The following is a 23,594-nucleotide window of genomic DNA, read 5'->3' on the forward strand; positions in this document are numbered from 1 at the left end:
GCTCTGCGGTGTATGTCCCGCGCGCTGACTCCTGAAGATTAGCGCACGAGGGGCACAGTCCCAAAATCCGCCGGCCGCGACCTGCTCACTCGTCCTCGGCGAGCGTCAGCTCGATGCCGCCGACGAAACCCGCGGAGAGGTTGTAGATGAACGCGCCGAGGGTCGCGAGCGCCGTCGCGAGGACCACGTCGATGACCGCGATGATCGCCGCGAACATCAGCACGTGGGGGAGCGACAGGAAGGACTGCAGGTCGAAGCCGTTCGACTCGTTGGAGCCGGTGGCCTCCGAGATCGTGCCGCCGACCGTGGAGAAGACGCCCATCGCGTCCATCACCATCCACAGCACCGCGGCGGCCACGACCGTGCAGATGCCGAGCGCGATGGACAGCAGGAAGCTGACCTTCATCACCGACCACGGGTCGGCCTTGGCCACCCGCAGCCGCGCCTTGCGCACCCGGGGCGTCGTACGGACCCCGGTGCGCGGGCGGCGCACGGCGTCCGACTGGTAGGCCTGCGGCGGGTGGTAGGGGCCGCCGGGCTGCTGCCCCTGACGCTCGTCGGGCAGCGGCGAGGCCTGCTGCTGACCTCGGGTGTCCGTCACGGTTCCCCCCTGGGATCCCTGGGTGTCGGAAGAGGGCGCGCCCTTGGCGGGCGTCTTGATCGCCTGGAGGTTGGTGGTCTGCGGGTCGTTCGCAGGTGAGGCCTGCGCGGCGGAGCCACGGCCGCCGCCGTCCGTTCCCGAACTGGTACCGGTCGGTCCGGCGCCCGTGGCTCCGCTCACGATGCTCACTCCTCGTGCTACTCGGCCGAGGGCGACTCACCCTCGTCCGTGCCGGTGGTCGCGGCATCCTCGGCGGTCTCGTCCACGGCCACGTCGCCGTCGACTTCCTCCGCCTCGCGCCCCGCCTCGGCGTTACGGGCGATGCCGACCACGGCATCGCGCTTGCCCAGGTTGATCAGTTGGACGCCCATGGTGTCACGGCCCGTCTCCCTGATCTCGTTGACTCGCGTACGAATCACACCACCCGACAGGGTGATGGCGAGGATCTCGTCGGTCTCCTCGACCACCAGCGCGCCGACCAGCGAACCGCGGTCCTCCACGATCCTGGCGGCCTTGATGCCGAGGCCGCCGCGGCCCTGGACGCGGTACTCGTCGACGCGGGTCCGCTTCGCGTACCCACCGTCTGTGGCAGTGAACACGAACGTACCGGGTCGCACGACATTCATCGAGAGCAGTTCGTCGCCCTCGCGGAAACTCATGCCCTTGACGCCCGAGGTGGCACGGCCCATCGGACGCAGCGTGTCGTCCGAGGCGGTGAACCTGATCGACTGCGCCTTCTTGCTGATCAGCAGCAGGTCGTCGTCGGCCGAGACCAGCTCCGCGCCGATCAGCTCGTCGTCGCCGCCCTCCTCGCGCTCACGGAGGTTGATGGCGATGACACCGCCCGAACGCGGGGAGTCGTAGTCCTTCAGCGGCGTCTTCTTCACCAGTCCGGACTTGGTGGCCAGCACCAGGTACGGCACCGCCTCGTAGTCGCGGATGGCGAGGATCTCGGCGATCGCCTCGTCCGGCTGGAAGGCCAGCAGGTTCGCCACGTGCTGGCCGCGCGCGTCGCGGCCGGCCTCGGGCAGCTCGTAGCCCTTGATGCGGTAGACGCGGCCCTTGTTCGTGAAGAACAGCAGCCAGTGGTGCGTGGTGGAGACGAAGAAGTGGTCGACGATGTCGTCTTCCTTCAGCTTCGTGCCCCGCACGCCCTTGCCGCCGCGCTTCTGCGCCCGGTAGTCGTCGGTCTTGGTCCGCTTGATGTAGCCGCCGCGGGTGACGGTGACGACGATGTCCTCTTCGGCGATCAGGTCCTCGATGGACATGTCGCCCTCGTAGGGGATCAGCTTCGTCTTGCGGTCGTCGCCGTACTTCTCGACGATCGCGGCCAGCTCCTCGCTGACGATGCCGCGCTGGCGGACCGGCGAGGCGAGGATCTCGTTGTACTCGCGGATCTTCGCCTGGAGCTCGTCGTGCTCCTGGACGATCTTCTGCCGCTCCAGGGCCGCCAGTCGCCGCAGCTGCATCTCGAGGATGGCGTTGGCCTGGATCTCGTCGATCTCCAGGAGGTCCATCAGGCCGTGCCGGGCGATGTCGACGGTGTCGCTGCGCCGGATCAGCGCGATGACCTCGTCGATGGCGTCCAGCGCCTTGAGCAGACCGCGCAGGATGTGCGCGCGCTCCTCCGCCTTGCGCAGCCGGAACTTCGTCCGGCGGACGATGACCTCGATCTGGTGCGTCACCCAGTGGCGGATGAACGCGTCCAGCGACAGCGTGCGCGGCACGCCGTCGACCAGCGCGAGCATGTTCGCGCCGAAGTTCGTCTGCAGGTCGGTGTGCTTGTACAGGTTGTTCAGCACGACCTTGGCGACCGCGTCCCGCTTCAGCACGATGACCAGGCGCTGGCCGGTGCGCGACGACGTCTCGTCGCGGACGTCGGCGATGCCGCCGATCTTGCCGTCCTTCACCAGGTCGGCGATCTTCTGCGCCAGGTTGTCGGGGTTCACCTGGTACGGCAGCTCGGTGACCACCAGGCACTGGCGGTTCTGGATCTCCTCGACCTCGACCACCGCGCGCATGGTGATCGAGCCGCGGCCGGTCCGGTAGGCCTCCTCGATGCCCCTGCGGCCCACGACGAGCGCGCCGGTCGGGAAGTCCGGGCCCTTGATGCGCTCGATGAGCGCGTCGAGGAGCTCCTCGTGCGAGGCCTCGGGGTTCTCCAGGTACCACTGGGCGCCGGCGGCGACCTCGCGCAGGTTGTGCGGCGGGATGTTGGTCGCCATGCCGACCGCGATGCCGGCCGAGCCGTTGATCAGCAGGTTCGGGAAGCGGGACGGCAGAACGGTCGGCTCCTGGGAGCGGCCGTCGTAGTTGTCCGTGAAGTCGACGGTGTCCTCGTCGATGTCGCGGACCATCTCCATCGACAGCGGCGCCATCTTGCACTCGGTGTAGCGCATCGCCGCGGCCGGGTCGTTGCCCGGGGAGCCGAAGTTGCCGTTGGAGTCCACCAGCGGCATCCGCATCGACCACGGCTGCGCCAGGCGGACCAGGGCGTCGTAGATCGAGGAGTCGCCGTGCGGGTGGTAGTTGCCCATGACGTCGCCGACGACACGGGCGCACTTGTAGAAGCCGCGCTCGGGGCGGTAGCCGCCGTCGTACATCGCGTACAGCACGCGGCGGTGGACGGGCTTGAGACCGTCCCGGACGTCGGGCAGCGCACGCGAGACGATGACGGACATCGCGTAGTCGAGGTAGGAGCGCTGCATCTCCGTCTCGAGCCCGACGGGCTCGAGACGCTGGGCGATGACGCCGTCGCCTTCAGGCGTGACTGGGGTGTTCTCGTCGGCCATTGCTGGTGAAGATCCTTCCTGGTGCGGTCAGCTGAGACCGACTCAGATGTCGAGGAAACGGACGTCCTTGGCGTTGCGCTGGATGAACGCGCGGCGGGCCTCGACGTCCTCGCCCATCAGGACCGAGAACAGCTCGTCGGCCTGGGCGGCGTCGTCGATGGTGACCTGGCCGAGGACGCGGTGCTCCTGGTCCATGGTGGTCACGCGCAGCTCCTCGGCGTTCATCTCGCCGAGACCCTTGAAGCGCTGGATGGAGTCCTCGCGCACCCGCTTGCCGCGCTGGCGGCCCAGCTCCAGCAGGGCGTCGCGCTCGCGGTCGGAGTAGGCGTACTCGATGTCGTCCTTGCCCCACTTGATCTTGTACAGCGGGGGGCGGGACAGGAACACGTGCCTGGCCTCGACCAGCGGCCGCATGAAGCGGAACAGGAAGGTCAGCAGCAGCGTGTTGATGTGCTGGCCGTCGACGTCGGCGTCCGCCATCAGGATGATCTTGTGATAGCGGAGCTTCTCGATGTCGAAGTCCTCGTGCACGCCCGTGCCGAAGGCGGAGATCAGCGCCTGGATCTCCTGGTTCTGCAGGATCTTGTCGATCCGTGCCTTCTCGACGTTGAGGATCTTGCCGCGGATCGGGAGGATCGCCTGGTACTCCGGGTTGCGGCCGGACTTGGCCGAGCCGCCGGCGGAGTCACCCTCGACGATGAAGATCTCGCACTTGGTGGGGTCGTTCGACTGGCAGTCGGACAGCTTGCCCGGCAGGGACGCCGTCTCCAGCAGGCCCTTGCGGCGGGTCAGGTCACGGGCCTTGCGCGCGGCCACCCGCGCGGTGGCGGCCTGGATGCCCTTGCGGATGATGTCCGCGGCCTCGTTCGGGTTGCGGTCCAGCCAGTCGGTGAGGTGCTCGTAGACCGCCCTCTGCACGAAGGTCTTGGCCTCCGTGTTGCCCAGCTTGGTCTTGGTCTGGCCCTCGAACTGCGGCTCGCTCAGCTTGACCGAGATGATCGCGGTCAGACCCTCGCGGATGTCGTCGCCCGTGAGGTTGTCGTCCTTCTCCCGCAGCAGCTTCTTGTCGCGCGCGTACTTGTTGATCAGGGACGTCAGCGCGGCGCGGAAGCCCTCTTCGTGGGTGCCGCCCTCGTGGGTGTGGATGATGTTCGCGAAGGAGTACACACCCTCGCTGTAGCCGCTGTTCCACTGCATCGCGACCTCGAGGGACAGGCTCTTGTCCTTGTCCTCGGCCTCCAGGTCGATGACCGTGGGGTGGACCACCTCGCCCTTGCGGGAGTTGAGGTACTTCACGAAGTCGACGATGCCGCCCTCGTAGTGGTACGTGACGGTCTTCGCCTCGTCCTTCTCGTCGGCGCCCGCCTCGTCCGCCCCGGCCGTGGCCTTCGCCGACTCGCGCTCGTCGGTGAGCTTGATCGTCAGGCCCTTGTTGAGGAACGCCATCTCCTGGAAACGCCGCGACAGCGTCTCGAAGGAGTACTCCGTGGTCTCGAAGATGTCCGCGTCGGCCCAGAAGGTGACCGAGGTGCCGGTCTCCTGCGTGGCCTCGTGCTGTACCAGCGGCGCCGTCGGGACGCCCATCTTGTAGTCCTGCGTCCAGCGGTGCCCGTCGGTCTTCACCTCGACCGAGACCTTGCTCGACAGGGCGTTCACCACGGACACGCCCACGCCGTGCAGACCGCCGGAGACCGCGTAACCGCCGCCGCCGAACTTGCCGCCCGCGTGCAGGACCGTCAGCACGACCTCGAGGGCCGGCTTGCCCTCGGAGGGCACGATGCCCACGGGGATGCCACGGCCGTTGTCGACGACCCGCACCCCGCCGTCGGGGAGGATCGTCACGTCGATCGTGTCCGCGTGGCCGGCCAGAGCCTCGTCGACGGAGTTGTCGACGACCTCGTACACGAGGTGGTGCAGTCCGCGCTCGCCGGTCGAGCCGATGTACATGCCGGGTCGCTTGCGGACCGCGTCCAGACCCTCGAGGACGGTGATGGCGCTGGCGTCGTACGAGGCCGTGACCTCACCGTTCGAGGTGCTCGCCGCGTTGGCCGCGCCGGCGTCGGTGGACGGGATGTTCTCGTTGGGGTTGCCGGAATCGGCCACGAAGCGCCCTTTCTGGCACAGCACAAGCCAGGCTCCTGGGGGTTCCCCCGGTGGGGGAGGGTTGCCGGAGCGGCTGCGGCATGGTGCGTTGGTAAGCCTTGATCAGCGTTGCTCAGCGTTTCCCGGACGGTCCCCACGTTTGGGGCGGGATTGGCTTCCAGTCTACCGGTAGCACTGACATCGATGGGGGTTTGCCGGTACCTGAGTCCCGATGTGGCGCCCTGAACCAGCCTCTTCCGACTCCCGATATACGGAAGGGGGCTCCAAGAGGCTCACAGCGGCGCTCAGCGCCTCGGGCTGTCAAGCCTTTGCTACTCGGGAGTCAGGTGGCGTTTCGTACTCTTATGCGGTGATTTTGTGTGTCTTGCCGTGCACGCGTGCGTGCACTCCGTACGCAGGCGCGCGCGGCTCCGCGCGCGCCTCGGGACGCACGCGCGGAGAGGTGTGAAATCGGTGTGACGTCCCTCACTCCGGGACGCGGCGCACGGTCTACGGCGGTGTCAGCCGTAGGTGTCGCCCGGGCCGGTGCTGCCGGGGGCGCGCAGGGGGCCGTAGCGGCGCACGGGGCCGCCCGGGCCCAGCACCTTGATCACGCGGACCGCGCCATGGCCCAGGTCCTCGTTGAGCCGCGCGACCAGCGTCGGCGCGAGCAGCCGGAGGTTGGTCGCCCAGGCCGTGGAGTCGCAGCGCACCACCAGCACGCGCTCGTCCTCGTCGTACTTCTCCGGCACGCAGTGCTTGGCCACGTCCTCGCCGACGATCTGCGGCCAGCGGCCCATCACGCCGCCCACCGCGGCCGGCGTCTCCCAGCCCCGCTCGGTGATCAGCCGGTTGATCGCCGAGCCGAGCGCCATCGGATCACGTCCGTCGGCGCGCGCGCCGGAGCGCAGACCACCGCGGCGGGCCTGCTTCTTCTGCTGCGCCGCGTCGCCACGCGCGCGTGCGGCGTCCTTCGCGGCCCGCAGCGCCACGCGCGCGAGGTCGACGCCGGAGGGCTCGGGGGCCTTCTTCGGCGCCTCGTCCTGCGGCTGCTGTCCGGTCATACGCGTGCCACCTCGCCGTCCGAGACCGTGTACCGCGCCCCGCTGAGCACGTGCGGCACGTCGTCGTCGACGGCGGCGGTCACCAGGACCTGCTCGCCGGGGGCCACCAGCTCCGCCAGCCGCTCCCTGCGGCGGGCGTCCAGCTCGGCGAAGACGTCGTCGAGGATCAGCACCGGCTCGTTGCCCTCGGCGCGCAGCAGGTCGTAGGAGGCCAGTCGCAGGGCCAGGGCGTAGGACCAGGACTCGCCGTGGGAGGCGTAGCCCTTGGCGGGCAGCTGGCCGAGTTTGAGCCCCAGGTCGTCGCGGTGCGGGCCGACGAGGGTGACGCCGCGCTCGATCTCCTGCTTGCGGGCGTCCGCGAGCGCCCCCATGAGCTGCGCGTGGAGATCCTCACGCGTGTGTGCCTCGCCGGGGGCGGACGGCTTGTACTCCAGGCCGATCGGCCCGCCGCCTGGCGCCAGCTGCTCGTACGCCTTGTCGGCCAGCGGCTGGAGCGCGGCGATCAGGTCCAGGCGCTGGGCGAGGAGTTCGGCGCCGGCGTGCGCGAGGTGCTGGTCCCACACGTCGAGCGTGGACAGGTCCATGGAGCGGCCGCCGTGCCGGCGGGCCAGCGCGGCCGACTTGAGCAGGGTGTTGCGCTGCTTCAGCACGCGCTCGTAGTCGGAGCGCACGCCCGCCATGCGCGGGGAGCGCGCGGTGATCAGCTCGTCCAGGAACCGGCGCCGCTCCCCCGGGTCGCCCTTGACCAGGGCGAGGTCCTCGGGCGCGAACAGCACGGTCCGCACGATGCCGAGGATGTCCCGCGGTCTGACCTGCGAGGAGCGGTTGATGCGGGCGCGGTTGGCCCTGCCGGGGTTCAGCTCCAGCTCGATCAGCTGCTGCCGCTCGCCCTGCCGGACCTGGGCGCGTACGACGGCCCGCTCGGCGCCCATGCGCACGAGCGGGGCGTCGGAGGCGACACGGTGGCTGCCGAGGGTGGCGAGGTAGCCGACCGCTTCCACGAGGTTGGTCTTGCCCTGCCCGTTGGGGCCGACGAACGCGGTGACGCCCGCCTCCAGCGGGACCTCGGTCCGGGCGTAGGAGCGGAAGTCGGCCAGCGACAGATGCGTGACGTGCATGGTCGTTCGCCGACCTCCCCAGCCTTCGGGTAGTGCCTGGCGCGCCGCGTCTTCCGGGCGCGCGCTACTTCCTGTGGTGACGCGTCACGTGGTCCGGCGCGTCACTTCTTCTCGACCGCGTGGCCGCCGAACTGGTTGCGCAGCGCGGCGATCATCTTCATCTGCGGCGAGTCCTCCTGCCGGGAGGCGAACCGCGCGAACAGCGACGCGGTGATCGCCGGCAGCGGCACCGCGTTGTCGATGGCGGCCTCCACAGTCCAGCGTCCCTCACCGGAGTCCTGTGCGTAACCGCGCAGACCGTCGAGGTGCTCGTCCTCGTCGAGGGCGTTGACCGCGAGGTCCAGCAGCCAGGAGCGGATGACTGTGCCCTCCTGCCAGGAGCGGAAGACCTCGCGGACGTTCTCCACGGAGTCGACCTTCTCCAGCAGCTCCCAGCCCTCGGCGTAGGCCTGCATCATCGCGTACTCGATGCCGTTGTGGACCATCTTCGCGAAGTGGCCCGCGCCGACCTTGCCGGCGTGCACCGCGCCGAAGTCGCCCTCCGGCTTGAGCGCGTCGAAGACCGGCTGCACCTTGGCGACGTTCCCGGCGTCGCCGCCGTACATCAGCGCGTAGCCGTTCTCCAGGCCCCAGACGCCGCCGGAGACACCGCAGTCGACGAAGCCGATGCCCTTGGCGGCCAGCTCCCGCGCGTGCTTCTCGTCGTCGGTCCAGCGGGAGTTGCCGCCGTCCACGACCACGTCACCGGGCTCCAGCAGCTCGGCGAGCTGGTCGATGGTCGACTGAGTGGCCTCGCCGGCCGGGACCATCACCCAGACCACGCGCGGCCCGGACAGCTTGCCCACAAGCTCTTGCAGGCTGTGGACATCCGCGACGTCGGGGTTGCGGTCGTATCCGATGACGGTGTGGCCCGCGCGGCGGATCCGCTCGCGCATGTTGCCGCCCATCTTGCCGAGGCCGACGAGACCGAGCTCCATCAGTGGTGTTCCTTAAGGTCGCTGTGTGGCGTGCGGGGCGCCGTCGCACCCCTGGGGCACCCTCGTACCCCTGTCCGAGCCTAATCCCGGACGCTCCCGCACAGCTGTGGGCATACGCGCTCAAACGTAGGCCCTCACCTGGGGATTTCGGCGGCCGGTGGTCCACAGGCTGTGGACCACCGGCGACGTCCTCGCCGGTCACCGAAGCTCCGGCGCCGGGCGCGGGGTCCGCCCCGCTCAGCCGCTCAGCCGCTCAGCCGCTCAGCCGCTCAGCCGCTCAGCCGCTCAGCCGCTCAGCCGCTCAGCCGCACCGGCATGATCAGGTACTTGTACGCGTCGTCCGCCTCGGCGTCCACGGCCGGCTTGCCGCTCAGCAGCGCGGGCTTGGTGGACGTCGTGAACGACAGCTGCGCCACCGGCGAGTCGATCGCGCTCAGGCCGTCCAGCAGGAACGTCGGGTTGAAGGCGATGGAGATGTCGTCGCCCTCCAGCTGGGCGTCGACCCTTTCCACAGCCTGTGCGTCGTCGCTGGAGCCGGCCTCCAGGATGAGCACGCCCTGCTCGAAGCTGAGCCGCACCGGGGTGTTGCGTTCGGCGACCAGGGCCACACGCTTGACGGCCTCCACGAAGGGGGCGGTCTCGATCACGGCGACGGAGTTGAACTCCGTCGGGAACAGCGTGCGGTACTTCGGCAGGTCGCCTTCGAGCAGACGGGTCGTGGTGCGGCGGCCGGCGCCCTCGAAACCGATCAGGCCCTCTCCGGCGCCCGAGCCGGACAGGGCGAGGATCACGCTGTCGCCGCTGGTGAGCGCCTTGGCCGTGTCCTGGAGGGTCTTGGCGGGCACCAGGGCGACCGCGGAGACGTCCGGGTTCTCCGGCTTCCACAGGAACTCGCGGACCGCGAAGCGGTAGCGGTCGGTGGAGGCCAGGGTGACCGTGTCGCCCTCGATCTCGATGCGCACACCGGTGAGCACGGGCAGCGTGTCGTCGCGGCCGGCGGCGATGGCCACCTGGGAGACGGCGGCGGCGAAGACCTCGCCGGGGACCGTGCCCGTCGCGTTCGGCATCTGCGGCAGCGCCGGGTATTCCTCCACGGGCAGGGTGTGCAGGGTGAACCGGGACGACCCGCAGACCACCGTCGCCCGTACACCGTCTGTGGAAATCTCCACGGGACGGTTGGGGAGCGCGCGGGAGATGTCGGCGAGCAGGCGGCCGGACACCAGGACCGTGCCCTCCTCCTCGACCTCGGCCTCGACGCTCACCCGAGCGGAGACCTCGTAGTCGAAGCTGGACAGGCTCAGCTGGCCGTCCTCCGCCTTCAGCAGCAGGCCGGCGAGGACCGGCGCCGGCGGACGGGCCGGGAGGCTGCGTGCCGCCCAGGCCACTGCCTCCGCGAGTACGTCGCGTTCCACCCGGATCTTCACGGTAAGCCGCCTCCTGCTGTTGCCGGCGTTTGTCGCCCTGCTTCGCCTTCGTCGTCTGTCGCGGTGTCACGGGCCCTGGGGAGGGGAAGGACACCGGGGACCAGTCTGACGCACCGCACTGACAGTAGGTGCCGGTCGGGGTCAAGTCGCGACGAGGGGCAGTCGGTCAACCGACAGCGAGTTGTGCACAGGCCCCGCTTCGAAACGGTTTCCTCGCTCTCTCTAGTCGTTGGTAGTAGTAGGGCCTGTGGATACCGTGGATAACCTCGTTTCCGCAGGTCAGAGCCCAAATTTTGTCCACCGGGCCTGTGGGCGGAGGCGGTGGACAACCGGGGCCTTCTGTGGAGAACAGAAAGTTCTGCACACACCATCAACAGGCCGGGGCGAGTTCTCCCCAGATGCGTCCCCAGGTTTACCCACGTTTCCCACAGCCCACTTCGGCAGCTTCGTGTGACGGCTTTCACTCGACGTGGTGAGAGGGCGCGTCGGCTTGCCGAACAGTGGACAGACATGTGGAGAAGCGGGCGATCTCTGGGGACAACAGGCCTCAGCCTGTGAGTTACCCGTGGACAACTTCATGCACAGGGTGTGGACCGCCACGTTGTCCACACCCTGTGGATCTTCTTCGTCCACGAATCCACAGGCACCTGAGCTGGGCCGATGCCGTTCCCCCAGGCTCCCCTGTGGACGCGATCTGGAAAACTCCGCAGTCCCCAGGATGTGGACGCGAAAAAGTCGCCGAATCTGTGGAGAGAGGCCGTAACCCGGCAGGTAATCGAACAAGAGATGACGGATGGACGACGGCGATCGGAGCCCGTGGGAGGCGGTCGGAGGCCGTGGGGCCCCGCCGGAGGCCGTCGTGGTCGTCGAGGGGGCGTCGCCGCACTCCTGGCGTACGGCTGAGGGCGCACCCCTGGCGTGCTGAGGGCGCACCCCTGGCGTACGGTTGAGGGCGCCTCCGGAGATCCGGAGACGCCCTCTGACGATTCGCCGTGGTGGCGTCAGCCGTTCTTGATGCGGTTGGTCAGCTCGGTGACCTGGTTGTAGATGGAGCGGCGCTCGGCCATCAGGTTGCGGATCTTGCGGTCCGCGTGCATCACCGTCGTATGGTCGCGGCCGCCGAACAGCGCACCGATCTTCGGCAGCGACAGGTCCGTCAGTTCGCGGCACAGGTACATGGCGATCTGCCGGGCGGTCACCAGCGCGCGGCCGCGCGACGTGCCGCACAGGTCCTCGACCGTAAGCCCGAAGTAGTCCGCCGTCGCGCTCATGATCGCCGTGGAGGTGATCTCCGGGGCCGAGTCCTCCCCGCCCGGGATCAGGTCCTTCAGAACGATCTCCGTCAGGCCCAGGTCCACCGGCTGCCGGTTGAGCGACGCGAACGCCGTCACCCGGATCAGAGCGCCCTCCAGCTCACGGATGTTCCGCGAGATCCGGGAGGCGATGAACTCCAGCACCTCCGGCGGCGCGTTCAGCTGCTCCTGGACCGCCTTCTTGCGCAGGATCGCGATCCGCGTCTCCAGCTCGGGCGGCTGGACGTCGGTGATCAGCCCCCACTCGAAGCGGTTGCGCAGCCGGTCCTCCAGCGTGACCAGCTGCTTCGGCGGCCGGTCGGAGGACAGCACGATCTGCTTGTTGGCGTTGTGCAGCGTGTTGAAGGTGTGGAAGAACTCCTCCTGCGTCGACTCCTTGTCCGCCAGGAACTGGATGTCGTCGACGAGCAGGATGTCCATCTCCCGGTACCGCTTGCGGAAGCTGTCGCCCTTGCCGTCGCGGATGGAGTTGATGAACTCGTTGGTGAACTCCTCCGAGCTCACGTACCGCACGCGCGTGCCCGGGTACAGGCTGCGCGCGTAGTGCCCGATGGCGTGCAGCAGGTGCGTCTTGCCGAGGCCGGACTCGCCGTAGATGAACAGCGGGTTGTACGCCTTCGCGGGCGCCTCGGCGACGGCCACCGCGGCCGCGTGCGCGAACCGGTTGGAGGCGCCGATGACGAAGGTGTCGAACAGGTACTTGGGGTTCAGCCGCGCGGTCGGCTCACCGGGGCCGGAGGCCGGCGCGGGCTGCGCGGCCAGCGGTCCGGGCGCCCCGGTGGTCGGCAGGTTCGGGCCCACGGGACCGCCGCGGTGCACGTGCCCGGAACCGGCCGGCGGCTCGGGCAGCTCACGGCGGCCGCCGTCGCGCTGGTCGTAGTCGCGGTCGTAGTCCCGCGCCGCACGCGGGTCGCGGGTGTCGTGGGCGTCGCGGCGGTCGTAGTCGCCGCGGGCCTGGTCGTAGGACGGCCGCTCGTTCCCGGGCGGGCGGTAGTCCGCCGACGACGGCGAGGCGTACGGATCCTTCGCCGGACCGCCGGACGCGTACGGGTCACTCCCGCCCGGCCCCGAGCCGTACGGGTCCTTGCCGCCGGGGGCCGAGCCGTACGGGTCCTTGGCGCCGTGCCCGCCGGAGCCGTACAGGTCGCGCTCGGGGAAACCGAGCCGCTGCTGCTGCCAGCCGTAGTCGTCCTGGGAGGGACGCGGCCAGGCGCCCGGCTCGGGGCGCTGGTACTCGGACGGGTAGGCGGGCCGGGCCGTGGGGAGCGGGTCGCCGGACTCGCCGCGATGCCGGCCGTACCCCTCGTACTGCGGCTTGGCGGGCGGCTCGGGCTCGTCGTAGCGGGACTCCTCGTAGCGAGGTTCCTGGTACCGCGACTCCTCGTAGCGCGATTCGTCGTACCGCGGCTGCTGCTGCGGTTGCTGCTGCTGCTGCGCGGGCGGCGCGGAGGGGGGCGCGGGCTCGCCCGCCGAGTCGTCGACGGTGATCGCGATCCGGATCGGCCGGCCGCACTCGCGGCTCAGGGTCTCGCTGACGATCGGCGCGAGACGCCCCTCGAGGACGTTCTTCGCGAACTCGTTCGGCACGGCGAGCAGGGCCGTGTCGGCGACCAGCGCCAGCGGCTGGGTGCGCCGGATCCAGTGCTCGTCCTTCCCCTCCACCCCTTGGCCGCGTCCCTCACCGAGGAGCTGTTCCAGCACTCGTGGCCACACTGCGGCAAGATCGGCAGGTACGTCAGCCACAGGGCACGCTCTCTCAGAGAGTCCCTCGAACGTGTGGTTCGGGGACGGGTCGGGATGTGAATCGGGTGGTTGAGGAGACAAGGGAACGAATCGGAGTCCAGCCACGGTAGTCAGCGCGGCGGGTACGGTTCAAGTTGTTGTCCCCAGGCTGTGGACAAGTGTCTCCCCGAGGTCGTCGGTTTGACCGGATGGCGTAGTCCCGCGTACCGTAACCAGGTCGAGTTGTCGATGGCTGCTGCCGCCTGCCTCCGATGGGCACAGATCGCGAACACGGTGATCGGACAGCGGTGCACTCGGGCGTGACGCGAGCTACTCGTGGGCGCACGGTGACAGCCAGGACGGCACCCCGCCAACCCCGATTCTTTCTGGAGCCCCCGAGTGAGCAAGCGCACCTTCCAGCCGAACAACCGTCGTCGCGCGAAGACCCACGGCTTCCGCCTGCGGATGCGCACCCGTGCCGGCCGCGCGATTCTCGCGAACCGCCGCAGCAAGGGTCGCGCCAGCCTGTCCGCCTGATTCCGATCAGGTCATGACGTCGTGCTGCCCACCGAGAACCGGCTGAGGCGGCGCGAGGACTTCGCGACCGCGGTACGGCGAGGGCGTCGGGCAGGACGCCCGCTCCTCGTCGTCCATCTTCGCAGCGGTGCCACGGACCCGCACGCGCCAGGGGAGAGCGCTCCCCCGCCGCGTGCGGGTTTCGTCGTGAGCAAGGCAGTCGGCGGAGCGGTCGTGCGCAACTCGGTGAAGCGCAGGCTTCGCCATCTGATGCGCGACCGAGTCACCGAGCTGCCCCCCGGTAGCCTGGTAGTCGTACGAGCGCTGCCCGGTGCGGGCGACGCCGACCATGCACAGCTGGCCCAAGACCTGGACGCCGCCCTCCAGCGGCTGCTGGGAGGGGGCGCGCGATGAAGTACCCACTGCTGGCCCTGATCAAGCTCTACCAGTGGACGATCAGTCCGCTGCTCGGGCCAGTGTGCAGGTACTACCCGTCGTGTTCCCACTACGGCTACACGGCGATCGACCGGCACGGTGCGATCAAGGGAACAGCACTCACAGCCTGGCGCATTCTGCGGTGCAATCCGTGGTCGCCGGGCGGTGTGGACCATGTTCCGCCGCGCAAGCGCCCGCGGTGGCACGAAATGCTGCGTGACGCCTGGCGTGCACGCAGGGGCGGGCCCTCCGCCGCCGAACCGGCCACCGACGGGGAGATCCCTTCGAGCCCGGCCGCAGAGACCCCGCCCCATGCCCAAGGAGCATGATTAGTGGACACGATTGCCAGCCTCTTCAGTTTCATCACCTGGCCCGTCTCCTGGGTCATCGTCCAGTTCCACAAGGTGTACGGGGCGATCTTCGGGCCTGACACCGGGTGGGCCTGGGGCCTGTCCATCGTGTCCCTGGTGATCCTGATCCGCATCTGCCTGATCCCGCTCTTCGTGAAGCAGATCAAGGCCACGCGCGCGATGCAGACGCTCCAGCCGGAGATGAAGAAGATCCAGGAGCGCTACAAGAACGACAAGCAGCGCCAGTCCGAAGAGATGATGAAGCTGTATAAGGAGACGGGTACCAACCCGCTCTCCTCGTGCCTTCCCATCCTCGCCCAGTCGCCGTTCTTCTTCGCCCTGTACCACGTGCTCAACGGCATCGCGACGGGCAAGACCATCGGCGTCATCAACGACCCGCTGCTCGCCAGCGCGCGTCAGGCGCACATCTTCGGCGCCCCGCTCGCGGCGAAGTTCATGGACAGCTCGAGCAAGGTCGAGGCGCTCGGCGCCACGCTGACCGACGTCCGGGTCGTGACCGCGATCATGATCGTCCTGATGTCGTTCTCGCAGTTCTACACGCAGCGACAGCTGATGACGAAGAACGTCGACACCACGGTGAAGACGCCGTTCATGCAGCAGCAGAAGATGCTGATGTACGTCTTCCCGGTCATGTTCGCCGTCTTCGGCATCAACTTCCCGGTCGGTGTCCTCGTCTACTGGCTGACCACCAACGTGTGGACCATGGGCCAGCAGATGTACGTCATCCACAACAACCCCACCCCGGGTTCCAAGGCCCAGGCCGCCTACCTGGAGCGCCTGCACAAGCACGTCACGCACCACGGCAAGGTCACCCGGCGCCGGGACAAGGTCATCGTCAAGGCCATCGTCACCAAGGGCCGCGACCGCAACGAGTTCGAGCGCAAGTTCATCAACGGCCTGAGCAAGGCCGGCCTGGCCGCCCAGACCGACGGCTCGGTGATCCGCGGCGAGAGCCAGGCGGTCGCCGTGGCCGAGGACGGCACGCCCACCACCACCGGTGGCCAGCCCAAGCGGCAGCAGCCCAAGCGGCAGTCGAAGTCCCAGCGCCAGTCGGGCGTGGCGAAGGCCGATGAGCCGTCGTCCACCGGTCCGTCGCTGAGCAAGTCCGACGAGCCCGAGGACACCAAGCCCGCCGGTGCCTCCGGCAAGGCCGCCCCGAAGCAGGGCTCCGGTACCCGCAGCAAGGCCCAGTCGGGCCAGCGCAAGGGTCCGCAGCGGCCCAAGTCCCCGTCCAAGAAGTAAGAAGGAGCCCATCCCGTGACGGAAGGCACCACCTCAGCCGCTGCCGAGGGTGCAGACACCCTGACCCGCCTGGAGCAGGAGGGTGAGATCGCGGCGGACTACCTCGAGGGTCTGCTGGACATCGCCGATCTCGACGGCGACATCGACATGGACGTCGAGGGTGACCGCGCCTCCGTGTCGATCGTCAGCGACACGGGCAGCCGCGACTTGCAGAAGCTGGTCGGCCGTGACGGCGAGGTGCTCGAGGCCCTCCAGGAGCTGACGCGACTGGCCGTGCACCGGGAGACCGGGGACCGCAGCCGGCTGATGCTGGACGTCGCCGGCTTCAGGGCCACCAAGCGCTCCGAACTGTCCGAGCTGGGCGCCCAGGCCGCCGCCGAGGTCAAGAGCAGCGGTGAGGCCAAGCGGCTCAAGCCGATGACCCCGTTCGAGCGGAAGGTCGTCCACGACGCGGTGAAGGCGGCGGGCCTGCGCAGCGAGTCCGAGGGCGAGGAGCCGCAGCGCTTCGTCGTCGTTCTGCCCAACTGACGTCGATACGTACGTCACTCCGGCCCCGTCTGATGCGCAGGCGGGGCCGAACTTTGTCAGCCTGTAGTTCTGGTGATCGGCGCCGATGGCGCTGATGCGGTACGGAAGGACGGTCCCCGTGACGGAGGCAGCGGAGCTCCCCCCTGCGCCCGAGCAGGCACGCGACGTATTCGGTGATCGCTTCACGGATGCGGTCCGATACGCCGAGCTCCTGGCCGAGGCCGGTGTGCAGCGCGGGCTCATCGGGCCGCGGGAGGTGCCGCGCCTGTGGGAGCGGCACCTGCTGAACTGTGCGGTGCTCTCAGAGGTCGTCCCCGAGGGTGTGACCGTGTGCGACGTCGGCTCCGGTGCCGGCCTGCCCGGTATCCCGCTGGCGCTCGTGCGCGAGGACATCAAGATCACGCTGCTCGAGCCGCTGCTGCGGCGCACCAACTTCCTCACGGAGGTCGTGGAGCTGCTCGGACTCGATCACGTCACCGTGGTGCGCGGCCGCGCCGAGGAGGTCATGGGCAAGCTGCCTCCCGTCCACGTCGTCACGGCCCGCGCCGTCGCCCCGCTGGACCGCCTGGCCACCTGGGGCATCCCGCTGCTGCGTCCCTACGGCGAGATGCTCGCGCTCAAGGGCGACACCGCTGAGGAGGAGCTGAAGAGCGCGGCCACGGCTCTGAGCAAGCTGGGTGCGGTGGAGACGTCGATCCTGCATGTCGGCGAGGGCATCGTGGACCCGCTGTCCACCGTGGTGCGGGTCGAGGTCGGAGAGAGCCCCGGCGGCGTGCGGTTCGCGGCGAAGCGCGCGAAGGCGGCGCGGACGGGACGTACACGCCGGCGGCGGTGATCGCCTCCGACGAGGAGACGTACTCCACACAAGCTGCCCCACCTACGTATGACGGAGTGTCGCGGCAGTTCGGCCTGCGGCGCTGTGCATCGTGTTTCACGTGAAACGTCGCTCACTGCTGCACGGCATCATCAGTCGGGGCCGCGCCGCGGCCGAACCCCGCGACCGTAAGCCCCTCGGATCACTCGATGAGGCACCGATCGAGCCTTCCGGGCCCCCCTTGAGAGGCATGGAGTTGTCCACAGAGGTGGATTTCTCCACAGAAGACCAGACCTCGCTGGTTCACGACCCCGAAGACGTGCGAGGCTCTGTTCATTGCGAGCCTGAAGTCGAGGAGAGTGAATCCTTGCGGTCCGACGCCAACATCGCGGGACCGATGACCGATCCGGTCCCCGGTCCCCGTACTGAGTCGATGGGGGACGATGTTTCACGTGAAACACCGCCCCCGATGGACGACACTCCGATCGGTCGTGCTGCCCAACTGGCGGTGGAGGCTCTGGGCCGCGCCGGCGAAGGTCTGCCGCGACCCGAGCAGACCCGTCTGATCGTGGTCGCCAACCAGAAGGGCGGTGTCGGCAAGACGACGACGACCGTCAACCTCGCCGCCTCGCTGGCTCTGCATGGCGGCCGGGTGCTGGTGATCGACCTCGATCCGCAGGGCAACGCGTCCACCGCGCTGGGCATCGACCACCACGCGGAAGTTCCGTCGATCTATGACGTGTTGGTCGACAGCAGGCCGCTCGCCGAGGTCGTGCAGCCGGTCCCCGATGTCGAGGGTCTCTTCTGCGCCCCCGCCACCATCGATCTCGCCGGCGCGGAAATCGAATTGGTGTCGCTGGTGGCGCGTGAGAGCCGGCTGCAGCGGGCGATCCAGGCCTACGAGCAGCCGCTGGACTACATCCTCATCGACTGCCCGCCCTCGCTCGGCCTGCTGACGGTCAACGCGCTCGTCGCGGGCCAGGAGGTCCTGATCCCCATTCAGTGCGAGTACTACGCGCTGGAGGGCCTGGGCCAACTGCTGCGCAACGTCGACCTGGTGCGGGGCCACCTCAACCCCACGCTGCATGTGTCGACCATCCTGCTCACCATGTACGACGGCCGGACGCGTCTGGCGTCCCAGGTCGCGGAAGAGGTGCGCACCCACTTCGGTGACGAGGTGCTGCGGACGAGCATTCCTCGCTCGGTCCGTATCTCCGAGGCGCCGAGCTATGGGCAGACGGTTCTGACCTACGATCCGGGGTCGAGCGGTGCGCTGTCCTATCTTGAGGCAGCACGAGAGATCGCGCTGAGGGGCGTCGGCGTCAGCTACGAGGCTGCGCACGCCCACATCGGCGCCCAGAGCAACCCGAACATGGTGGAGGGCATTCAGTGAGCGACCGACGGAGGGGGCTGGGACGTGGACTCGGCGCGCTGATCCCTCATGCCCCGACGGAGAAGACACCTGCCGCGACGGCCCTGGGAGGTGGCGCGCCAGCATCCTCCGCAGCGAGCCCGCTGCTGACGGGCGATCGCGGAGTGGCTGCCGCCAAGCTGGCCACGCTTCCCGCTGTTTCACGTGAAACCGAGGAAGCGGCGCCGTCCGCGCCGGAGATGCCCGCGCCTCCGCTCGGAGCCCACTTCGCGGAGATCCCCCTCGACGACATCCGGCCGAACCCGGAGCAGCCGCGCAAGGTCTTCGACGAGGAGGCCCTGGCGGAGCTCGTCACCTCCATCAAGGAGGTCGGTCTCCTGCAGCCGGTCGTCGTCCGGCAGGTCGGCCCGGAGCAGTACGAACTCATCATGGGCGAGCGTCGCTGGCGCGCCTGCCGTGAGGCGGGTCTGGATGCCATCCCGGCGATCGTGCGGGCCACGGAGGACGAGAAGCTCCTCCTGGACGCGCTGCTGGAGAACCTGCACCGGGCCCAGCTGAACCCGATCGAAGAGGCGGCCGCCTACGATCAGCTGCTGAAGGACTTCAACTGCACGCACGACCAGCTGGCGGACCGCATCGGTCGTTCCCGCCCGCAGGTCTCCAACACCCTGCGTCTGCTGAAGCTCTCGCCCAAGGTGCAGAACATGGTGGCCGCGGGTGTGCTCTCCGCCGGTCATGCGCGGGCGCTGCTCGGCGTCGACGATCTCGAGGAGCAGGACCGGTTGGCTCACCGGATCGTGGCCGAGGGGCTCTCGGTGCGGTCGGTGGAGGAGATCGTGACCCTGATGGGGTCGCGTCCGCAGAAGGCTCTGCGTGCCAAGGGTCCGCGGGCCGGCGGTCGGCTTTCCCCGGCGCTGTCCGATCTCGCGAGCCGGCTCTCGGACCGCTTCGAGACGCGGGTGAAGGTCGACCTGGGCCAGAAGAAGGGCAAGATCACTGTCGAGTTCGCCTCGGTGGAGGATCTCGAGCGGATCCTCGGCACCCTCGCTCCGGGCGAGGGCCCGGTCCTGCCTCGGGGCCTCCAGGACGACGGCTCGGACGAGTTCGACGCCTGAGCGCCCTGTCGGAGCGGGCCGTGTCCGGTGTGTACCGGAACACGGCCCGCTCTTTGCTTTCTGCCGGTATCGACGGAATCGCATCGTGGATACGATGCGGTGGGGTATGGCGCATCCACCTGGCAGGCACCTTTGAGTGGGAGGCGGGGAGCCGTGCGAACGATGAGCCGGGCCGGACTGGTGAGCGCGGGACTGGGCCTGGGCGCGGTCGGCGGATTCGTCGGCAGCCTGCTCAGGGAACGGAATGCTCTGACAGCCGCCCGCGGCTCGGCGGGCGAGGAAAGCGAGGAACAGCCTTCATGGGGCGTCGGCTCGTACCGCTCACGCTGGACAACCTTCAGGACCTTCCCAAGCGTTGTCGTTCGTGCGTCTTCTGGGAGCTCGATCCCGTCAGTGGCGAAGCCGCGGTAAAGGCGGGTACACCGGCTCTGGAGAAGGAAGCGTGGATCTCCGCGGTCCTCCTCGACTGGGGTTCCTGCGGCCGCGTGATCTACGTCGACGACAAGCCGGTGGGCTATGTGCTCTACGCGCCGCCCGCCTACGTTCCCCGCTCGACGGCTTTTCCCACCAGCCCGGTCTCACCCGATGCCGTGCAGCTGATCACCGCTTTCGTTCTGCCGGGCTACCAGGGGCAGGGGCTGGGCCGGGTGATGGTGCAGACGGTCGCCAAGGATCTGCTGCGTCGCGGGTTCAAGGCCATCGAGGCGTTCGGGGACGCCCACTGGAAGGAACCGGCCTGTCTGCTGCCGGCTGACCATCTGCTGGCCGTGGGCTTCAAGACCGTCCGCCAGCATCCGGCGCATCCGCGGCTGCGGCTGGAGCTGCGCTCCACGCTGTCGTGGAAGGAAGACGTGGAGTTGGCGCTGGACCGGCTGCTGGGTGCGGTGCAGAAGGAGCCGGCGCTGCGGCCGCTGTGATCTTCCGAAGACGTGCAAGGGGCCGGTCCATCTGGACCGGCCCCTTGGCGTTTCACGTGAAACGTCAGCCGATGAAGTCCTCGAGGTCGCGCACGATGGCGGCCTTCGGCTTGGCGCCGACGATGGTCTTGGCGACCTCGCCGTTCTGGTAGACGTTCAGCGTCGGGATGGACATCACGCCGTACTTGGCAGCCGTCGCCGGGTTCTCGTCGATGTTGAGCTTGACGACCTCGATCTTGTCGCCATGCTCGGCCGCGATCGCCGCGAGGGACGGAGCGATCTGACGGCACGGACCGCACCAGGCGGCCCAGAAGTCCACCAGGACGGGCTTGTCGCTCTTGAGGACGTCCTGCTCGAAGGAGTCGTCGGTCACGTTCTTCAGGTCGGCCACGGCGGGCTCTCCTTAATCGGTCGGTGCGTGGGGCGGAAGGGGGATCAGACGGAGGTCTTCTCGGGCTCGGCCTGCTGCTCGGTGTCGGCGAGAGCGGCGAGGAAGCGCTCGGCGTCCAGAGCGGCGGAGCAGCCGGTGCCGGCAGCGGTGATCGCCTGGCGGTAGGTGTGGTCGACCACGTCACCGGCGCCGAAGACACCGGTGAGGTTCGTCCGGGTGGAGGGCGAGGCGACCTTGAGGTAGCCCTCTTCGTCCAGGTCCAGCTGACCCTTGAACAGCTCGGTGCGCGGGTCGTGGCCGATCGCGATGAACAGACCCGTCACCGGCAGGTCCGAGAGCTCGCCGGTCTTGAGGTTGCGCAGCTTCAGACCGGACAGCTTCTGCTCGCCCTGGATCTCGGCCACCTCGCTGTCCCAGACGAACTTGATCTTCGGGTCGGCGAAGGCGCGCTCCTGCATGGCCTTGGAGGCACGCAGGGTGTCGCGGCGGTGGACGATGGTCACGGACTTGGCGAACCGCGAGAGGAAAGTGGCCTCCTCCATCGCGGTGTCACCGCCACCGATCACGGCGATGTCCTGGTCCTTGAAGAAGAAGCCGTCGCAGGTGGCGCACCAGGAGACACCGCGGCCGGAGAGCGCGTCCTCGTTGGGCAGGCCCAGCTTGCGGTGCTGGGAGCCGGTGGTGACGATGACGGCCTTGGCCTGGTGCACCGTGCCCGCGGTGTCGGTGACGGTCTTGATCTCACCGGACAGGTCGACGGAGACGATGTCGTCCGGGATCAGCTCGGCACCGAAGCGCTCGGCCTGGGCGCGCATGTTGTCCATGAGCTCGGGGCCCATGATGCCGTCGCGAAAGCCGGGGAAGTTCTCCACCTCGGTGGTGTTCATCAGGGCGCCGCCCGCGGTCACGGCGCCCTCGAACACCAGGGGCTTCAGCGACGCGCGCGCGGTGTACAGCGCCGCCGTGTAACCGGCGGGCCCGGAGCCGATGATGATCACGTTACGGACGTCGCTCACGGCTTGGTTCCTCGTCTCTGGACAGCGTCGTACGGCCGGTGGAGCCCCGTTCAGACTCTCACCCCACCCAACGGATCCTAAGGGGCGTGCATTCCCGTCCTGCCCGTGCACACGTGCGGGCTGTCCTCAGGGACGCGTGTACGAGTCCTTGAGCAGCACCTTGGCGGTGCCGGCCGAGGGATGGGCGACGCAGGTGGCGTCCATGAGGTAGGCGTCGACCCGGTTCACGTCGGAGGTGTCGGGCACCACGACGAGCAGCGCGTCCTTGCCCTGGAAGGTGCCGGTCTCGGTGCCCAGGACGGCATCGTTGCGGCCGAGGCCCCGGCGGACGCACTCGGGGACGGTGGGCCCGGAGCGGAACACCTTGGGCTGCTCGGTGCCGGTCCGGGTGTCGGCGCCGAAACTGTGCGGCGTGCGGGAGCCGTCGGAGGACTTCTGCTGCTGAGCGAGCAGCCGGTCGACCTGCTGCGGCAGCCCGGCCGCGGAGAAGGTGTCCGCGGCGGTGGACCGGTGCTGCTGTGCCGTCGTCCCGGACGAACCGCCGGTCAGGGATGACACCAGCAGAGCGCCGAGCCCGACAGCGGCGGCCGCGCAGGCGGCACCGATGAGCCCGACCGTACGGCGGCTGCGGCGCGGGCGCTGCCCCCGACCCGGGCCGGTGGTGGCCGTGCGGGCGCGCCCGGCGGGACGGTCCGACGCGGTTGCTGTTTCACGTGAAACCTGCGCCTCGCGCCCGCTGACCGGGGAGGCGGTCACCTCCTCCGAGCGCTCGTCAGGGGTGGTCGCGCTCAGCAGGGCCTCGGCGGCGAGCGCGGCGTCGATACGACCCGCGACATCGGCCGGCATCCGGGGAGGGCCCGGCAGCGTGCCGAGCAGCCCGCGGATCTCCTCCAGCGACGCGTAGACGTCCGCGCACAGCTCACACGACTCGAGATGGCGCCGGACATCCGTGGTCCGCGCCGGCGGGAGCAGTCCCTCGGCGAGGTCGGAGATCTCGGCGACGTCCGGGTGCCCCGCCATGTCCGTCGTGGATGTCACGCTCGCCCACCTCCGCCCTTCACAGCAGCTGAGTCGCTCGGTCCTGTCTCACCGGAACCCGGGTCACCGCGTTCCGCTGCCGGTGGGACGGATGTCCCGTCCACCCGGTTCCGTCCCTCGTCCGGTTTTCCGCTGTCGGAGGTGCGTCCGGGCCGCAGATGGGTGAGCAGCGGAAGCAGCCGGGCTCTGCCGCGGGCGCAGCGGCTCTTCACCGTCCCGGTCGGCACGTCGAGGATGCGGGCGGCCTCGGCGACGGGATAGCCCTGCATGTCGACCAGCACCAGGGCGGCCCGCTGGTCGGCCGGGAGGGTGCCGAGCGCTTCCAGGAGCTGGCGGTGGAGGTCGTTGCGCTCCGCGGGCGCCGAGGCGGACTCGTGCGGCTCCAGCAGTTGCTCCAGCCGCTCGGTGTCGTCGACCGGCGAGGTCTTGCGGGAGGCCGCCTTGCGGGCGCGGTCGAGGCAGGCGTTCACGGTGATCCGGTGCAGCCAGGTCGTGACGGCCGACTGCCCCCGAAAGGTGTGGGCGGCCCGGTAGGCGGACACGAGGGCGTCCTGCACCGCGTCGGCGGCCTCCTCACGGTCCCCGAGCGTGCGCAGGGCCACCGCCCACAGCCGGTCCCGGTGCCGCCGGACGAGCTCACCGAAGGCGTCGGGGTCTCCCTGAACATGGCGGTCGAGCAGCTCCTGATCACTCACACCGTCATACCCACTGCCGTCCGCCATCCGACCCCCTGCCCCTCGGTGAGA

Annotated in this window: 21 protein-coding genes; 9 read left to right on the forward strand and 12 right to left on the reverse strand. The window is 69.1% G+C overall.

Annotated elements, in window-relative coordinates:
• Positions 1–85: 85 nt before the first annotated feature.
• The 8 genes from AC0B9F_RS29060 to dnaA all read right to left on the reverse strand — a co-directional run bounded on the left by AC0B9F_RS29060 (position 86) and on the right by dnaA (position 13,114).
• Positions 86–781: a DUF3566 domain-containing protein gene (locus AC0B9F_RS29060; RefSeq protein ID WP_472007558.1), complete on the reverse strand. Its 696-nt coding sequence runs from the start codon at positions 779–781 to the stop codon at positions 86–88.
• 17 nt (positions 782–798) lie between these two features.
• Positions 799–3,393, reverse strand: coding sequence for a DNA gyrase subunit A (gyrA, locus tag AC0B9F_RS29065; protein ID WP_472007559.1), 2,595 nt, complete (start codon positions 3,391–3,393; stop codon positions 799–801).
• A gap of 42 nt (positions 3,394–3,435) precedes the next feature.
• Positions 3,436–5,496, reverse strand: coding sequence for a DNA topoisomerase (ATP-hydrolyzing) subunit B (gene gyrB / locus AC0B9F_RS29070; protein WP_472007561.1), 2,061 nt, complete (start codon positions 5,494–5,496; stop codon positions 3,436–3,438).
• Positions 5,497–5,996: 500 nt separating this feature from the next.
• Positions 5,997–6,539: a DciA family protein gene (locus AC0B9F_RS29075; protein WP_472007563.1), complete on the reverse strand. Its 543-nt coding sequence runs from the start codon at positions 6,537–6,539 to the stop codon at positions 5,997–5,999.
• Positions 6,536–7,657: a DNA replication/repair protein RecF gene (gene recF / locus AC0B9F_RS29080; protein WP_472007565.1), complete on the reverse strand. Its 1,122-nt coding sequence runs from the start codon at positions 7,655–7,657 to the stop codon at positions 6,536–6,538. The genes AC0B9F_RS29075 and recF overlap by 4 nt, the downstream gene beginning before the upstream one ends.
• Positions 7,658–7,758: 101 nt before the next feature.
• The gene (gene gnd, locus AC0B9F_RS29085; protein WP_472007566.1) at positions 7,759–8,634 is read right to left on the reverse strand and encodes a phosphogluconate dehydrogenase (NAD(+)-dependent, decarboxylating); all 876 of its coding nucleotides are present in this window, start codon (positions 8,632–8,634) and stop codon (positions 7,759–7,761) included.
• 293 nt (positions 8,635–8,927) lie between these two features.
• Entirely contained in the window at positions 8,928–10,058 is a 1,131-nt protein-coding gene (gene dnaN / locus AC0B9F_RS29090; RefSeq protein ID WP_361630206.1) for a DNA polymerase III subunit beta, read from the reverse strand.
• A 1,001-nt stretch (positions 10,059–11,059) separates the two neighbouring features.
• Complete coding sequence (dnaA, locus tag AC0B9F_RS29095) at positions 11,060–13,114, reverse strand: chromosomal replication initiator protein DnaA (protein WP_472007568.1); 2,055 nt, start codon at positions 13,112–13,114, stop codon at positions 11,060–11,062.
• A 378-nt stretch (positions 13,115–13,492) separates the two neighbouring features.
• Here dnaA and rpmH point away from each other — a divergent pair, with 378 nt between their 5' ends.
• From rpmH to AC0B9F_RS29140, 9 genes are all read left to right on the forward strand, one after another.
• Positions 13,493–13,630 (forward strand): 50S ribosomal protein L34, encoded by a 138-nt coding sequence (gene rpmH, locus AC0B9F_RS29100; protein ID WP_005482975.1) that lies wholly within the window; start codon positions 13,493–13,495, stop codon positions 13,628–13,630.
• Positions 13,631–13,651: 21 nt separating this feature from the next.
• On the forward strand, positions 13,652–14,023 hold the full coding sequence (rnpA, locus tag AC0B9F_RS29105; RefSeq protein WP_472007570.1) for a ribonuclease P protein component: 372 nt from the start codon (positions 13,652–13,654) through the stop codon (positions 14,021–14,023).
• A complete protein-coding gene (yidD, locus tag AC0B9F_RS29110; RefSeq protein WP_469815215.1) occupies positions 14,020–14,373 on the forward strand; it encodes a membrane protein insertion efficiency factor YidD in 354 nt (117 codons plus the stop codon). The genes rnpA and yidD overlap by 4 nt, the downstream gene beginning before the upstream one ends.
• Before the next feature lie 3 nt (positions 14,374–14,376).
• Entirely contained in the window at positions 14,377–15,657 is a 1,281-nt protein-coding gene (gene yidC, locus AC0B9F_RS29115; RefSeq protein WP_472007571.1) for a membrane protein insertase YidC, read from the forward strand.
• A gap of 15 nt (positions 15,658–15,672) precedes the next feature.
• Positions 15,673–16,185 carry a Jag family protein gene (locus AC0B9F_RS29120; RefSeq protein ID WP_472007573.1) on the forward strand — a complete coding sequence of 171 codons (513 nt, stop codon included), beginning with the start codon at positions 15,673–15,675 and terminating at the stop codon, positions 16,183–16,185.
• 118 nt (positions 16,186–16,303) lie between these two features.
• Positions 16,304–17,020 (forward strand): 16S rRNA (guanine(527)-N(7))-methyltransferase RsmG, encoded by a 717-nt coding sequence (gene rsmG / locus AC0B9F_RS29125; protein WP_472007575.1) that lies wholly within the window; start codon positions 16,304–16,306, stop codon positions 17,018–17,020.
• A gap of 298 nt (positions 17,021–17,318) precedes the next feature.
• On the forward strand, positions 17,319–18,392 hold the full coding sequence (locus tag AC0B9F_RS29130; RefSeq protein WP_472007744.1) for a ParA family protein: 1,074 nt from the start codon (positions 17,319–17,321) through the stop codon (positions 18,390–18,392).
• Positions 18,389–19,486, forward strand: coding sequence for a ParB/RepB/Spo0J family partition protein (locus AC0B9F_RS29135; RefSeq protein ID WP_472007576.1), 1,098 nt, complete (start codon positions 18,389–18,391; stop codon positions 19,484–19,486). Before AC0B9F_RS29130 ends, AC0B9F_RS29135 begins: the two co-directional genes overlap by 4 nt.
• A gap of 299 nt (positions 19,487–19,785) precedes the next feature.
• Positions 19,786–20,403 carry a GNAT family N-acetyltransferase gene (locus AC0B9F_RS29140; protein ID WP_472007577.1) on the forward strand — a complete coding sequence of 206 codons (618 nt, stop codon included), beginning with the start codon at positions 19,786–19,788 and terminating at the stop codon, positions 20,401–20,403.
• Between the two features lie 64 nt (positions 20,404–20,467).
• On the opposite strand, the gene trxA is transcribed toward AC0B9F_RS29140, so the two are convergent.
• The 4 genes from trxA to sigM form a co-directional block, all read right to left on the reverse strand.
• The gene (gene trxA / locus AC0B9F_RS29145; RefSeq protein ID WP_472007579.1) at positions 20,468–20,794 is read right to left on the reverse strand and encodes a thioredoxin; all 327 of its coding nucleotides are present in this window, start codon (positions 20,792–20,794) and stop codon (positions 20,468–20,470) included.
• Between the two features lie 44 nt (positions 20,795–20,838).
• Positions 20,839–21,810 carry a thioredoxin-disulfide reductase gene (gene trxB, locus AC0B9F_RS29150; RefSeq protein WP_472007581.1) on the reverse strand — a complete coding sequence of 324 codons (972 nt, stop codon included), beginning with the start codon at positions 21,808–21,810 and terminating at the stop codon, positions 20,839–20,841.
• A 126-nt stretch (positions 21,811–21,936) separates the two neighbouring features.
• Complete coding sequence (locus AC0B9F_RS29155) at positions 21,937–22,848, reverse strand: anti-sigma factor family protein (protein WP_472007583.1); 912 nt, start codon at positions 22,846–22,848, stop codon at positions 21,937–21,939.
• The gene (sigM, locus tag AC0B9F_RS29160) at positions 22,845–23,570 is read right to left on the reverse strand and encodes an RNA polymerase sigma factor SigM (RefSeq protein ID WP_472007585.1); all 726 of its coding nucleotides are present in this window, start codon (positions 23,568–23,570) and stop codon (positions 22,845–22,847) included. The genes AC0B9F_RS29155 and sigM overlap by 4 nt, the downstream gene beginning before the upstream one ends.
• Between the last annotated feature and the right edge of the window lie 24 nt (positions 23,571–23,594).

This window comes from Streptomyces sp. NPDC097129 (assembly GCF_055668065.1).